The organism is Collinsella aerofaciens (assembly GCF_039062365.1).
Lineage (GTDB): Bacteria > Actinomycetota > Coriobacteriia > Coriobacteriales > Coriobacteriaceae > Collinsella.
Genome location: NZ_JBCJBI010000001.1, coordinates 273,233 through 287,333 on the forward strand (window position 1 = coordinate 273,233; position 14,101 = coordinate 287,333).

Below are 14,101 nucleotides of genomic sequence, written 5' to 3' on the forward strand. Positions count from 1 at the left end.
TTCTCGTGCCGGCACTTGGGGACGTTCCTTATGTGCCGGCACTTTGGGACACTCCTTAGCTAGAAGATCCGGCGCAGGTCTCCGCGGTTGAGCGCTTCGTCGAAGAGGTGCTTGAACACCACGCTGCCGTGCAGGCCGTCGTGCTCGAACTCGTTGGTCACCCAGGCATGCGAGTTGCCCACGCGGCTGAGCGTATCGAGCTGCATGCCCGAATCGACGTACATATCGTCGAAATACACCGCGGCCTGGAGTGGCACCTCGTTGCAGGCTAGGCGCTGCGGGTCGTAGATCTTGTCCCAGCTGGTGTCTTCCATCAGCAGGTCCATGGCGGGCTTAAACGGCATAAGCTCGGGCATCTGCTCAAACATCCACGGGAACATGGCCTCGCCGGTAAACATGAGCGGGCGCGCGAGTGTGTCGAACTCGGCACGATGGGCCTTCTCCTCTGCTGCGGCCCAGCGAATGGGCATGGTGTCGCCGTCGGCGTAGATAAACTCCTGCAGCGTCCAGTACAGCGGGTTTGTACGCGTGTTGGTGCGCTCGAAGGCGCGCATCAAAAAGCTGTCGGATACCGAGGAGCCGCAGCTAAGCGTACCGTCGCCAGTAACAAACGCGTGATCGATAATCCAATGCATGCGCTCAAAGCTCGGCTTCATGCCAAAGTCGCTGCCCATGAGCTGTAGGCGCTCGACCGTCATCGGCGAGCCGTCGGGCAGCACGGGCTTCTGGGCCTCGAGCGCATCGGCCAGGGCTGCCACGCGGTCGACGTCAGCGGGGTAGCGGTCGTAATACTGCTGCGTCTTGGCGGCCATGCGCGGGAAGGTGTGCGCGTAGACCTCGCTTGCGCTCGCCGGCACGTGGGGGATGCCGCCGCAGGTAAAGCTTGCCGCTATGCCCTCGGGGAAGAGCGACAGATAGCTCAACGTCAAAAAGCCGCCGTAGCTCTGCCCGAGTGTGACCCAGGGCTTGCCGCCAAAGCCCACCAGGCGCAGGTACTCAAAATCGCGCACGATGGAGCTGGCGAGGTGGCGCTTGAGGAAATCCGCCTGCGAGCGTGTGACATCGGAGCCGGCCGCCGTCGCGCGCTCACCCAGTGCCTTGATCGTGCGTCCGTCCACGCAGCTACTGCGTCCGGTGCCGCGCTGGTCGGGAAGGACCACGCGGAAGTGTTTGACGGCCTCCTCGATCCAGCCGTCGCTTGTGGGCGACAGCGGACGTGGGCTCTCGCCGCCGGGGCCGCCCTGCAAAAACAGGAGCAGCGGCAGATCGTCGTTGATGCGGTCGGGCGCGCAAACCACGCGGTAGAAGAGCTTGATGCTCTCGGGCGCGCCGGCGATGGGTGCCGGCATAGCGCCGCGGCGCATGGTACTGCCGACGGCCAGGAGCATCGGCTCCAGGCCGCGCCAGTCAAGGGGGACGTCGATGCTGTGGTCCTCGACGTAAAGGCCGGGGACGTGGTACGAAGTGATGAGGGCCATGTGAGTCTTCCGTTCGTTGCGGTGTTTCGGGTTGACCAATTCTACCGCCGCGGGCGAGGCCATGCGCAAATCGGCTACCATGGTTGCAAACTTCTAGGAGAAAGGGCCGCCCATGTCGGTCGATATAGCCACGTATGTCCACGATCTTGCCGTTGCCGCCAAGGCAGCGTCGGCCTCGCTTGCCACGGCGAGCGATGAGCAGCGCCAGGAGGCCGTGCGCGCCATGGCCGCAGCACTGCGCAACGGTGTCGACTCCATCGTCGCCGCCAACGAGCTCGATATGTCCGCCGCGCGCGATGCGGGCACTTCGGCCGGTCTGCTCGACCGTCTGCTGCTGACGCCTGAGCGCGTCGAGGGCATGGCCGCCGGTTTGGAGAAGCTCGCCGAGCTGCCCGATCCCGTCGGCCGCGTGCTCGACCACCGCGTGCTTGCGAGCGGTGTGGACCTGACCCGCGTGAGCGTGCCGTTGGGCCTGGTCGCCATGGTCTACGAGGCGCGCCCCAACGTGACGGCCGACGCCGCAGGCATCTGCATCCGCACCGGCAACGCCTGCATTCTACGCGGCGGCTCGCTGGCCTATCACTCGTGTGCCATGATCGCCGAGCTGCTGGCCGATGCGCTCGAGGCCAAGGGCTTCCCGCGCGAGGCCGTGTCGACGATCGAGTCCACCGACCGCGAGGCCACCGGCGAGCTCATGAAGCTCCGCGGTATTGTCGACGTACTCATTCCGCGCGGAGGTGCAGGCCTGATCCAGCGCTGCGTGCGCGAGTCGCTTGTGCCGGTGATCGAGACGGGCACGGGCAACTGCCACATCTACGTGCATGAATCCGCCGACTTTGATAAGGCGCTCAACATTATCGTTAATGCCAAGACCCAGCGCGTAGGCGTGTGCAATGCCGCCGAGTCGCTGCTGGTCGACCGTGCTGTGGCCGATGCGTTTTTGCCCGCGGTCGTGACCGTGCTGCATGACCACGGCGTGCTGATTCACGGCGACGAGGCAACCTGCGCCGCATGCGCCGATGCCGGGCTTGTGGAGGGCGATGACTACGTCGCCGCGACTGAGGAGGACTGGGGTCGCGAGTACCTGGCGCTCGAGATGAGCGTGAAGGTCGTGGCAAACGAGGACGAGGCCATCGCACACATCAACCGCTACGGCACGATGCACTCCGAGGCCATCGTTGCCGAGGATACGGATGCTTGCGAGCACTTCCTGGATGCGGTCGATGCCTCGGCCGTGTACGCCAACGCCAGCACTCGCTTCACCGACGGCGGCGAGTTTGGCCTGGGCGCCGAGATCGGTATCTCGACCCAAAAGCTCCACGCTCGCGGCCCCTTTGCCGCCGAGGCCCTCACCACCTACAAATACAAGCTCCGCGGCACCGGCCAGGTCCGCCCCTAACGCCCGCGTAAACAAAAACCACCACAAAGGTGCCTGTCCCCTTTGTGGTGGTTTTAGGTGGCGTGGGCGGTTAGGCCTGGAAGGTATCGCGGTCGGGGGCGAAGGACTGCATGGCCGCGATGGTGCGGTCAAAGAGCTCGGGGAGCTCCCAGCCCAACATCTCGGCGCCCTGCGAAATCACGTCGCGCGAGCAGCCGGCGGCAAAGCGCTTGTCCTTGAACTTCTTCTTGAGCGACTTGGTCGTAAAGTCCATAACGCTCTTGCTCGGGCGCATGATGACTGCAGCGCCGATCAGGCCGGTGAGCTCATCGCAGGCAAACAGGATCTTTTCCATCTGCAGCTCGGGTTTGGGCAGCGAGGTGTTGAAGTCCGACGTGTGCGTCTGGATGGCGCGAATGAGCTCGGGAGACGCACCTTCACCCTCAAGAATCTCGGCAGCATAGATGGTGTGGTTCATGGGGTCGTCCTCATGCTCCTCCCAATCCAGGTCGTGCAGCAGACCGACGATGCCCCAAAACTCCTCGTTCTCGGGGTCGAACTCGCGCGCAAAGTAGCGCATAGTGCCCTCGACCGTCTCGCCATGGGTGATGTGGAACGGGTCCTTGTTATGCTCGTTGAGCAGTTCGAACGCGCGGTCGCGGGTGATTCCGGCGGTAAGCGGCTCTGCCATAAGAGACTCCTTGTGCTCGTGGGTATCGATAAGAATGAATACTACTAGAACAAGAAAACCACCACAAAGGTGCCTGTCCCCTTTGTGGTGGTTTTTGGCGCGGATGGGTTAGTTGAGGGCGGCTTGGGCTAGGCGGGCTTCGGCGGCCTCCTCGGTGACGCCCAGGGCCACGGCGAACTCCTCGATGGAGCGGCGCTTGGCCTCCTTGAGTACGCGCATGTAGTAGGAGCTGGGTTTTTTATCAGCTTCCTCGGCCTGGCGAATGCGGTGCATCATGGTCTTTGCCACGCGGACCGTCTCGGGCGCGCCCAGCTTGAGCTGCTGCTTAAAGTGTGTCTCCTCAAGCGAGCTGTTGCGCTCGGTAAAGGTGTCGCACTCCAGCTCGTCATAGTGGCTCAGTAGATGCTCGGCATCTTGCTGCGAGATGGCGGCGTGCAAACGGTCGGCCTGCGCCACGGGGTACATGAGGATCGTCTGCGCATGTCCCTGCTTGGTCTCGAGCAGCAGCATGGGCTGCGGTGTGTCGTCCCTAAAACCGACGACGGTGCAGACTCCCTGGCCCGGATGAATGACGTGTTGACCGATTGAGAACATGCTACCTCCAACTTATACGAATTTACGTATGTCTAGAATAACACGCTGACGTGCGCGAATCCTCACTTTATGCAGGAAAAGCACACAACTCTGATAGGTAAGAGTATTCGATAGAAGACGCAGCTCATTCACACCTTTATGCATTTTCAACGCTTGCATAATCTGCAGGCAGACCGGCATCTTTGAGTGACTCCATACAAGCTGTAGTCATTTTTGTGCATATGCAATATCTATTAGCTTTACCCTGCGACAGTGCCCGTCGCTTGTGATAGAGTGCTACAAACTCTGGCTTTTGCCCTACGAGTGACCAAGAGCTCGGGGGCTTTAACACAAGGAGGATCTATGCCCGAGAAGATTGAAGAGCTGGTACGCGCTGCGCTTGCTGCGGCCCAGGAGGCCGGCGACCTTTCCGCATTTGAACTTGACGATTGCGCTATCGAGCGACCGGCTGACACTTCTCATGGCGAGTGGACCTCTACCATGGCCCTGAAGTCCGCCAAGCTGGCCCACTGCGCCCCGCGCAAGATCGCCGAGGCCATCGTTGCCCATATGCCCGAGGACCCCGCGATCGAGAAGGTCGAGATCGCAGGCCCCGGCTTCATCAACTTCTACCTCTCCGTTGCCGTCAAGAATGCCATCTTTGGCGAGGCTCGCGAGAAGGGTATGGACTTCGCTAAGTCCAACGTCGGTGGTGGCCTGAAGACCCAGGTCGAGTTCGTCTCTGCCAACCCTGTCGGCCCCATGCACATTGGTCACGGCCGCTGGGCCGCTCTGGGCGACTCCCTCTGCCGTGTTATGGACCACGCCGGTTACGACATCCAGCGTGAGTTCTACATCAACGACCACGGCTCTCAGATGAACACCTTCGGCAACTCCATCAGCACGCGCTATATGCAGCTTGCCGACATCATCGCCAAGCAGGGCGTGGATATCGACGAGGCTCACAAGCTGCTGATCGCCGACCGCGACGCCTTCGTTGCCGACGAGAATGACGAGCATCCCGAGACTCATCCGTACCAGGATAACTTTGCCGAGACCCTTGGCAAGGACTCCTATGGCGGCGACTACATCATCGACGAGGCCGCCGAGTTCTGGCGCACTGACGGCGATAAGTGGGTCAACGCCGATCCTCAGGAGCGCATGGAGAGCTTCCGCGAGCGCGGCTATGTAAAGATGGTCGACAACATGCGCGACCTTTGCCATGCCGTTAACTGCGACTTCGATCGTTGGTTCTCCGAGCGCTCACTGTATGTGAAGGACACCGAGGGCGAGACCGCCGGCACCTCCGCCGTCGACCGCGCTTTTGAGAAGCTCGACAAGATGGGCTACCTCTACACCAAGGACGGCGCCCTGTGGTTCCGCTCCACCGACCTGGGCGATGACAAGGACCGCGTCCTGATCAAGTCCGACGGCGAGTACACCTACTTCGCCTCCGACGTTGCCTATCACTGGGATAAGTTCCAGCGCGTCGACCACGTCATCGACATCTGGGGCGCCGACCACCACGGCTACATCGAGCGCGTCCGCTGCGTTTGCGACGCTCTTGGCTATCCCGGCAAGTTTGAGGTTCTGCTGGGCCAGCTCGTCAACCTGCTGCGCAACGGCAAGCCCGTCCGTATGTCCAAGCGCAAGGGCACCATGGTGACCCTGCAGGAGCTCGTCGACGAGGTCGGTTCCGACGCCGCCCGCTACACGCTCATCTCCAAGAGCTCCAACCAGATGGTCGACTTCGATATCGAGGCCGTCAAGAAGCGCGACAACTCCAACCCGGTCTATTACGTGCAGTATGCTCACGCCCGCGTGTGCTCCATCCTGCGCCGTGCCGCTGACGTTACGCCTGAGCAGGCTGACGAGATGGGCATGAAGGCCGTTGCCGCTAAGGCCATCGGTGAGAACGTCGATTACTCGCTGCTGACCGACCCGACCGAGCTCGCCCTTTCGCGCAAGCTCAACGAGCTCACCGACCTCATCGCCAGCTGCGCTCGCGACCGCGCCCCGTTCCGTCTGACGCACTTTGCTGAGGAACTCGCCGGCGACTTCCACAGCTTCTACGCTGCCTGCCAGGTTCTGCCGAGCGAGGGCCGTCCCGTCGATCCCGAGCTTTCGCGCGCCCGTCTGGCTGCTTGCGACGCCGTCCGCGTGACGCTCGCCCTAGTGCTCACCCTCGTTGGCGTTTCCGCTCCCGAGCAGATGTAAGCTACGGGTCATTTGACCGTGTAGGTTCGGCTTTGCTGAGCCCTATAAGCCCGATCTCCATGCGGAGGTCGGGCTTTTTGCAAACGCCGACGTATTGACGAATTTGGAACTGCTGGAAATACGAAACTATGCCAGTTTACTACGATGAAATGAGAAATTCCAACCACGCCGGCTTTTCGCAAAAAAGTGCAAGGCATCTACCTGCGGTTTTAGTTCAACAAGTTTCGGAGTGGTCGCGGTTGAGCGATTCATCGTAGTAAACCGCCATAGTTTTGGCGGAGGCAGTCAGATTTGTGGGTGTTAAACCAAAAAGTGCCCCTTTTGACTAGTCGTTTAAGAGCGTTCCCAATGACTAAGTTGCAGGTGGTTGCGGTTGTGTTACACTAACGCTGATTATATGACGCAATCATCTCGATACAGATCAATGATGTCCGTCGTTTTGAACGGAACTAGACTGTTTAGCCGCCCTGAAGGTTTATGCAGGGAGCATGTGATCACAGGGCTTGAAAAGAAAGTTGAGCAAACACTGTGTCTGATCAACAGCAAGAAAACGAAATAACGACGACGCAAGCCGCTCCCGCTGCACCGGTTGCGTCGGACCAGGTCGCGGCGCCCGCGCAAACCTCGGCTCCTGAGACGCCTAAGGCTGCTTCGACGCCTACGCCTGCAACGGCTGGGAAGGCCGTGCCTGCAACTGGTGAGGAGGCTGCTCCGGCAAAGCCCAAGCGCACGCGCCGTACGGCCAAGCCTGCCGCTGACGGCGAGGAAGCCACCAAGCCCAAGCGCCGTACCACGCGCACGACGCGTGCCAAGCGCACCGTTGTAGCTGACTCCTCGGCGCCGATTTCCGATGAGGTCGCGCAGGCACGTGCGTTGGCGCAGATTAGCGAGGCTCAGGTGGTGCGCGCCCGCCGTCGTGCTGCCGAGCGTGAGGCCGCGGCTCTGACCGAGCTCGCAGCTCCGTCTGTGCCCGAGACGCCTGCCGCCACCGAGACGCCTGCCGCCGACCAGCCGACCGAGAAGCCGGCACCGCGCACACGCCGTCGCACGGCTGCTAAGGCCGAGCAGGTTGCTGAACAGGCAACCCCCGAGCTCACTGAGGCTTCGGTCCGTTCCGCGGCAGGGGAGGGCACATCGCCTGCTGAGCCCGCTGCGCCTGTCGAGGCCAGCGAAGTTCTCGTTGTCGATCCGGCTTTGCGCCCGCACCGTCGCGGTCGCAAGCCCAAGGCCTTCGTCGAGGCAGAGAAGGCCGCAGCCGCAGCCGCCGCCGCTCGGGATGCTGCGGCGACCGCCGAGTCTGCAACCACTGCCGATGCACCCGTCCAGGATGCTACGACTTCCGAGGCCGCTCCCGCCGATGTCGAGCCCGCCGACGTCCGTCCTGGTCGCAGCCATCGTACTGCTGCTAAGCGCACGTCCAAGGCAAAGGCTGCCAAGAAGGGTGCGTCCGAGGATTCCGCCGAGACGACCGTCGATGCATCGATTGATGCCGCCGAGCCCCAGGACGTCGAACGGCCTGCGTCCGAGAAGCCCAAGCGCGGTCGTAAGAAGTCCGCTAAGGCCAAGGCGTCCGAGCAGCAGGCTGATGTCGAAGCGCAAGTCGATTCCGGCGCCGAGGGCAATGACGCCGCTGCGGCCAATGCCGATGCCGCCGCAACCGATGGCGCCGCGCCCGCCGAGGCCGAAGACGGCGCTCGCCCCAACCGTCGCCAGCACAAGCGCAACGACGAGCGCAACGAGCGCAAGGACGAGCGCAACAACGACCGCCGCAACCGCCAGCGCGATCGCAAGCAGCGCAACAAGGAGCGTAATGCCGCTCCCACCGAGCCCACGCTTTCGCGCGAGGAGCTCGCGGCCATGAAGGTCGCCGAGCTGCGCGAGAAGGCCAAGGAGTTCGAGATTGAGACGACCGGCAAGAAGAAAGCCGAGCTCGTCGAGGAGATCTACGTCACCGCCGCGAAGGCCGAGGGCTTCCGCGACATCAAGGGCATCCTGCAGATTCGTCCGGACAGCTCCGGTATCATCCATGCCCATGGCTACATGAAGTCCAACGACGACGCCTTCGTGCCCGCCTACCTCATCCGCTCCGCGCGTCTGCGCACGGGCGACGTCATCGAGGGCTCGCTTCGTCCTTCGCGCGGCGGCGACAAGCGCGCCGGCCTCGCCAAAATCACGACCGTCAACGGTCTAGACCCCGAGCAGATTCGCAACCGCCCCAAGTTCGGTGACCTCACCCCGGTCTATCCCAACGAGCCGCTGCGCATGGAGCATGGCAAGGACTCCATTACCGGTCGCGCCATCGACATCGTGTCGCCGATCGGCAAGGGTCAGCGTGGCTTGATCGTGTCCCCGCCCAAGGCCGGCAAGACCACGATCCTCAAGAAGATCTGCCAGTCTATCTCGATTAACAACCCCGAGGTGCACCTCATCTGCCTGCTCGTCGACGAGCGCCCCGAAGAGGTCACCGATATGCAGCGTTCCATCAAGGGCGAGGTTGTGGCGTCGACCTTCGATATGCCCGCCGACAACCACACCCGCGTGGCCGAGCTCGTCATCGAGCGCGCCAAGCGCATCGTGGAGCTGGGCGGCGATGTCGTGGTGGTGCTCGACTCCATCACGCGTCTTGCCCGCGCCTACAACTTGGCGGCGCCCGCCTCGGGCCGCATCCTTTCGGGCGGCGTCGATTCGGCGGCGCTGTATCCGCCCAAGCGCTTCCTGGGCGCAGCCCGCAATATCGAGAACGGTGGCTCGCTCACCATCCTGGCCTCTGCCCTCATCGACACCGGTTCCAAGATGGACGAGGTCATCTTTGAGGAGTTCAAGGGCACCGGCAACATGGAGCTTAAGCTCGACCGCGACCTGGCCGACCGCCGCATCTTCCCGGCTATCGACCCCGTTGCCTCCGGTACGCGTAACGAGGACCTGTTGGTTGACGAGCAGATGCGTCCGTTTGTCTTTGGCCTGCGTCGCATTCTTGCCGGCATGAACAACACCGAGCGCGCGGCCGCATCGTTTATCAAGGGTCTTAAGGGCACCAACACCAACCAGGAGTTCCTGGTGCGTTCGGCCAAAAAGCACAGCGACTACGAGCAGACGTTCTAGGTTGTCATCCACGCGCAGCGATAGTCATCAGTGCAATAAAGGGTCGGGGCTTTGAGCCTCGGCCCTTTTCTATATTGCCGCTCCGCGCTTTTTTGACCATAAGACTGGCAAGCAGCAGGTTTCCCGTTTCAATCCGACATCGTCGCTTGCAATCGACAGGGCGGTTTCGCATAATAGCTTTTAAGCTTCGCGACGGATAACGCAGATGAAACGAACCATATACCGTTGCTTTGGGGCATAGCCCCGCTTCATCTTCTCTCGCGCAGCCAACTGAATGATGCGATTTGGGTGCTGGAAGATGGGGAGAGCTCATGGCTTCTTCTGATGCAACACAACGAGCAGTCCTTGCCGGACTTTCGTGCGGGATCGGCCTTGCCGCTCCCGTGGTTATGTATGCCGCGACGCTGCCGTTTTCGTCTGTGAACGAGACGGTCGTGGCGGGTGCGGTTCCCTTCGCCGTGGGCGCGGTGGCGGGCGTGGGTATCTATGCCGCCTCGCTGGGTATTTCCGAGTACCGTGCGCAGCGTGAAGAGCGTCTATTCCAGCCTGATGCCATGGGCGGTGCCGCCAATCTCAATCAGCATCAAAGCGAGTTCAAGACCGCCTCGATTCCAGCTCAGCAGCAGGATGCGACTCCTTACGTTGCGGCTTCTGCTTCTCAGGCTCAGGCGGAGCAGTCTACCTCGGCATTCCTTTCCGGCCTGACTGGTGCGTTCCAGCGCCGTCATGCCGATGATGGTGTCCCTACCATCGCTCGAGCCGCAGATGCTATGGACGAGGACGAGGCTTGGTCCATGATCGACAGTATGCTCGACGACGATTCGCCGGTGAGCTGCGACCCTGCACACTCGCGCGACGTCTATCAAGTCGCCATCGACGAGCTCACCAACGGCGGGCAGACCGGCTCCTTCAATCGCGACGACATCGCCGCCGCGGCACGCGCCGTGTCTGGCTCCCAGGCCGCCCCTGCGGGCAGCACGGCGGCTTTCGTGGCACTCGTTGCCAACGCGGCAGCCAATAACGCCTACAACGCTACCTCGGCGGACGCGAACGCTTCTGCCGACAATTCGTACGTTGATGAAGCCATGACTGCGGACGAGGAGGCCGTTGCTGCCCGCCGTGCCGCCGAAAGCTCGCTTTGGGGCGCTCCTGCCCAGCAGCAGGCGGCTGAGGCTGCGCCGTACAATGCAAACCTCGCCAGCATGCCTATCATCTCCGGTGCCGTGGACATCGATCTCGATGACCTCGATGAGCCTGCAGCCATCACCGCATCGATTGATGCCCAAGATCGCATCGACACCGGCGACCTTCCGGACGCCTCGCTCGAGGTTGATGTTCCCATGGCCGATTACTCGGGCCACGAGGACATGTGGGCCGCCGCCACCGCGATTCTGGATGAGATTGACGAGCCTGCTCCTGTTGCAGCCCCCGCTCCCGTCGCTGCCCCTCAGCCTGCTGCCCCCGCCTATGTCGGCCGTCACAGTGCTGTTTTCCCCGAGGATACTGCCCGTATCTCACGCGAGAGCATCGAGCGGGCCGAGGCTATTGCCGCCGGCATTATGGAAAACCGTCGTCACGAGCGCGTCAATCAGATCCTCGAGGAAGAGATCGAGCGCCTGCAGTCCTCTACCGCCAAGCGTACGGGCCGTGCCTATCTGAGCGTTATCGAGGGCGGTACCGCCAGCTTCGCGCCGCTCCGCGCGGAGGCATAACTTCTGCATGGTTAAGATCAATCGAAAATGGGCGGTTGTAACCTGCCTGATGGCGCTCTTGATCTGGGGCAATTCGCTGGTTCCCGGCTCGGGCTCGGGCTCGCTGAGCCTAACGGTCATGGAAGCGGTCCGCGGTTTCCTGCACGGCGTGGGACTTCCATATGAATGGGTGACCAACTTTGTTGTTCGCAAGTGCGCGCATTTTACCGAGTATATGGTGCTCGGCATCTTGGCAACGCACGCCTTTGATTTTGAGGGCCGGCGCACCTTTGACGTGCTGCTGCCCACGGCGGTGTTCCTGCTGCTGATTCCCTCGATCGACGAGACGATTCAGCTCTTTGTGCCGGGACGCGCCGGCATGATCACCGATGTGATGATCGACTGCTGTGGAGCGGCAACGGGCGTTGTGCTCCGATATCTCTTACGGTCGCTGATGCGCGCCAAAAAGGCCGCCTAGGACGTATTGTTTGGTCCTAGGCGGCCTTTTTTATTTGAGGGCTTATATGAGGCGTGGTGGCGTCGTTCCATTGGTCGGATTTGCCGGGCGCGCCACGCCCTGTGGGTGCGTCTGCTACTGAAGCGCCTGTGCGCCCAGGGCCAGGCAGCCCATAATGCCCTGCTTGCCCTCGAGGCTGTTGTTGACGATGTAGTTATCGATGTCGTTGACCTCGGGCGTGACGATATAGCCGTTGAGCATCTCGGCACACTTTTTGCGTGCGAGCGGCACGATGGGGGTGTGGTCGGCCACACCGCCGCCGATGATGATCTTTTGCGGTGCGTAGCACAGCGTGTAGGTCATGAGCGCCTGTGCCAGATAACCGGCGAGCAGATCCATGGCCTCCGGGTCATCGGCCATGTCTCCGGCGCTCTTGCCATCCCAGCGCTTTTTAACGCCGGGGCCGGCGATGAGACCCTCGAGGCAGTTGTCATGGAAGGGGCAAGCGCTATGCTCGCCGATGGTGTCGCGCGGGTCGCGCGTGACCAGGATGTGGCCGGCCTCGGGATGCATCATGCCGTGCACGAGCTTACCGCTCGAGAGCACGCCGGCGCCTACGCCGGTGCCGATGGTCAGATACACAACGTCAGTGAGGCCCTGGGCGCAACCAAAGGTGACTTCGCCCAAGCAGGCAACGTTGACGTCGGTGTCGTAGCCGCAGGGAATATTGAGCTCGTTTTGGATGGTGCCCAGCAGGTCGAAGTAGCGCCATGCCGTTTTGGGCGTCTCCAGGATCTTGCCGTATTGGGGCGAGGCAGGGTTGACTGCGGTGGGGCCAAAGGCGCCGATGCCCAGTGCGGCGATGCCCTTGTCGGCAAACCATGCGTTGACGGCCTCAACGGTCTCCTGCGGGGTCGTGGTCGCGATCTGCTCACGCTCCAGGACCGTACCGTCTGCATAGCCCGTGGCGCAGACCATCTTGGTGCCACCGGCCTCGAGCGCTCCGATAAGCTGCTGCTCTGCCATAGTATTCCTCTCTCTGGGACGAGTTGCTCCGTGACTAAAGTATAGAGCTCTAAACCATTTAAGAAAGCGCTATAGAAAGAAGCCTCGCAACGCGGCGGGCGGTGCGGGGCTTCTTTGGTTGCATTAGTTGCCGGGCCGTCCTTACCCGCGCGGCTTGATTTTATCACGTAGCGACTTGAGGTTCTCCAGCGCCGCGTTCAGCGTCTCGTCTCGCTTGGCAAAGTGGAAGCGAATCAGATGATTGACGGGCTCGCGGAAGAAGCTCGAGCCGGGTACGGCGCCCACGCCCACCTTGGACGCGAGGTCCTCGCAAAAGTCGAGGTCGCTGTCATAACCAAACTCGGAGATATCCATCATGACGTAGTAGGCGCCCTGCGGTACGTTATGCTCAAGTCCGATGCTATCGAGTCCCTTGCAGAACAGATCGCGCTTAGCGGTGTAGAGGTCGAGCACCTCCTCGTAATAGCTGTCGTCGAAGTTGAGGGCGGTGACGACGGCTTCCTGCAGGGGAGCGGCGGCACCCACGGTGAGGAAGTCGTGGACCTTCTTGATGCGCTCGGTGATCTGGGCCGGGGCGATGGTGTAACCCAGGCGCCAGCCGGTGACGGAGTAGGTCTTGGACAGCGAGCTGCAGCTGATGGTGCGCTCGAACATGCCAGGCAGCGTGGCCATGTAGACGTGCTCGTGGGGCGCATAGACGATATGCTCGTATACCTCGTCGGTGATGCAGTAGGCGTCGTACTTTTTGCACAGGTCGGCGATAAAGGTGAGCTCCTCGCGGGTAAAGACCTTGCCGCAGGGGTTGGACGGGTTGCACAGGACGATCGCCTTGGGATCGTTGTCGCGGAAGGCCGCCTCGAGGACCTCACGGTCGAAGTCAAAGGTGGGCGGGTTGAGCGGCACGTAGATGGGCTCCGCTCCCGAAAGGATCGTGTCGGCGCCGTAGTTCTCGTAGAACGGCGAGAAGATGACGACCTTGTCGCCGGGGTTTGTGACCGTCATCATGGCGGCCATCATGGCCTCGGTGGAGCCGCAGGTGACCACGATGTTCTCGTTGGGGTTGATCGATATGCCCATAAAGTGCTCCTGCTTGGCGGCAAGCGCCTCGCGCATGGCCTGGGAGCCCCAGGTGATGGAGTACTGGTGGTAGAGCGGCTTGGGGTCGGTGGCGATGGCACTCAGGCTGTTGAGCAGCTGCGCCGGGGGATCGAAGTCGGGGAAGCCCTGCGAGAGGTTGACAGCACCGTACTTATTGGAGATGCGCGTCATGCGGCGGATGACCGAATCGGTAAACGTTGCCGTACGGTTGGAGAGTTCTTTCATGCTTGTCCTTTCGAGCATTTGCAGTGGGGCAAGTTTACTCCTATGAAACCGGTGGGATTTGCTCGAAATGGTCTCGAAAAACTCTTTTGGTTGATTTCCGATCCCAACCGAACACATTGAGCTGACGGCACGCTCCCGCAGTTAACCGAACGCCCCCGAGGTCCT

10 protein-coding genes are annotated in these 14,101 nt (G+C 61.7%); 5 read left to right on the top strand and 5 right to left on the bottom strand.

What is annotated here, in order from left to right:
* Window positions 1-59: 59 nt before the first annotated feature.
* Complete coding sequence (locus ABCN01_RS01165) at window positions 60-1,478, bottom strand: alpha/beta fold hydrolase (protein ID WP_342997003.1); 1,419 nt, start codon at window positions 1,476-1,478, stop codon at window positions 60-62.
* A 112-nt stretch (window positions 1,479-1,590) separates the two neighbouring features.
* On the opposite strand from ABCN01_RS01165, the gene ABCN01_RS01170 reads away from it, so the two are divergent.
* Entirely contained in the window at window positions 1,591-2,877 is a 1,287-nt protein-coding gene (locus ABCN01_RS01170) for a glutamate-5-semialdehyde dehydrogenase (protein WP_342997002.1), read from the top strand.
* A gap of 70 nt (window positions 2,878-2,947) precedes the next feature.
* Here the strand turns inward: ABCN01_RS01170 and ABCN01_RS01175 are convergent, their stop codons facing one another.
* Both ABCN01_RS01175 and ABCN01_RS01180 read right to left on the bottom strand, forming a co-directional pair.
* The gene (locus ABCN01_RS01175) at window positions 2,948-3,547 is read right to left on the bottom strand and encodes an HD domain-containing protein (RefSeq protein ID WP_089572031.1); all 600 of its coding nucleotides are present in this window, start codon (window positions 3,545-3,547) and stop codon (window positions 2,948-2,950) included.
* A gap of 108 nt (window positions 3,548-3,655) precedes the next feature.
* A complete protein-coding gene (locus ABCN01_RS01180; RefSeq protein ID WP_006235480.1) occupies window positions 3,656-4,141 on the bottom strand; it encodes a CarD family transcriptional regulator in 486 nt (161 codons plus the stop codon).
* Between the two features lie 342 nt (window positions 4,142-4,483).
* On the opposite strand from ABCN01_RS01180, the gene argS reads away from it, so the two are divergent.
* From argS to ABCN01_RS01200, 4 genes are all read left to right on the top strand, one after another.
* Complete coding sequence (gene argS, locus ABCN01_RS01185; protein WP_055286535.1) at window positions 4,484-6,337, top strand: arginine--tRNA ligase; 1,854 nt, start codon at window positions 4,484-4,486, stop codon at window positions 6,335-6,337.
* Window positions 6,338-6,865: 528 nt separating this feature from the next.
* Window positions 6,866-9,439, top strand: a complete 2,574-nt coding sequence (gene rho / locus ABCN01_RS01190; protein WP_343014149.1) for a transcription termination factor Rho — start codon at window positions 6,866-6,868, stop codon at window positions 9,437-9,439.
* Window positions 9,440-9,750: 311 nt separating this feature from the next.
* Window positions 9,751-11,151 carry a hypothetical protein gene (locus tag ABCN01_RS01195; RefSeq protein ID WP_342997000.1) on the top strand — a complete coding sequence of 467 codons (1,401 nt, stop codon included), beginning with the start codon at window positions 9,751-9,753 and terminating at the stop codon, window positions 11,149-11,151.
* 7 nt (window positions 11,152-11,158) lie between these two features.
* Window positions 11,159-11,608, top strand: a complete 450-nt coding sequence (locus ABCN01_RS01200; RefSeq protein WP_342996999.1) for a VanZ family protein — start codon at window positions 11,159-11,161, stop codon at window positions 11,606-11,608.
* Window positions 11,609-11,722: 114 nt separating this feature from the next.
* Here the strand turns inward: ABCN01_RS01200 and ABCN01_RS01205 are convergent, their stop codons facing one another.
* The gene (locus tag ABCN01_RS01205) at window positions 11,723-12,613 is read right to left on the bottom strand and encodes an ROK family protein (RefSeq protein WP_342996998.1); all 891 of its coding nucleotides are present in this window, start codon (window positions 12,611-12,613) and stop codon (window positions 11,723-11,725) included.
* A 141-nt stretch (window positions 12,614-12,754) separates the two neighbouring features.
* Window positions 12,755-13,936, bottom strand: coding sequence for a pyridoxal phosphate-dependent aminotransferase (locus ABCN01_RS01210; RefSeq protein WP_342996997.1), 1,182 nt, complete (start codon window positions 13,934-13,936; stop codon window positions 12,755-12,757).
* Window positions 13,937-14,101: the final 165 nt, after the last annotated feature.

Excerpts from the sequence above, each read along its gene's own strand:
- ABCN01_RS01165 (WP_342997003.1), bottom strand. The coding sequence starts at position 1,478 with ATGGCCCTCATCACTTCGTACCACGTCCCCGGCCTTTACGTCGAGGAC.
- ABCN01_RS01170 (WP_342997002.1), top strand. The coding sequence starts at position 1,591 with ATGTCGGTCGATATAGCCACGTATGTCCACGATCTTGCCGTTGCCGCC.
- ABCN01_RS01175 (WP_089572031.1), bottom strand. The coding sequence starts at position 3,547 with ATGGCAGAGCCGCTTACCGCCGGAATCACCCGCGACCGCGCGTTCGAA.
- ABCN01_RS01180 (WP_006235480.1), bottom strand. The coding sequence starts at position 4,141 with ATGTTCTCAATCGGTCAACACGTCATTCATCCGGGCCAGGGAGTCTGC.
- argS (WP_055286535.1), top strand. The coding sequence starts at position 4,484 with ATGCCCGAGAAGATTGAAGAGCTGGTACGCGCTGCGCTTGCTGCGGCC.
- ABCN01_RS01195 (WP_342997000.1), top strand. The coding sequence starts at position 9,751 with ATGGCTTCTTCTGATGCAACACAACGAGCAGTCCTTGCCGGACTTTCG.
- ABCN01_RS01200 (WP_342996999.1), top strand. The coding sequence starts at position 11,159 with ATGGTTAAGATCAATCGAAAATGGGCGGTTGTAACCTGCCTGATGGCG.
- ABCN01_RS01205 (WP_342996998.1), bottom strand. The coding sequence starts at position 12,613 with ATGGCAGAGCAGCAGCTTATCGGAGCGCTCGAGGCCGGTGGCACCAAG.
- ABCN01_RS01210 (WP_342996997.1), bottom strand. The coding sequence starts at position 13,936 with ATGAAAGAACTCTCCAACCGTACGGCAACGTTTACCGATTCGGTCATC.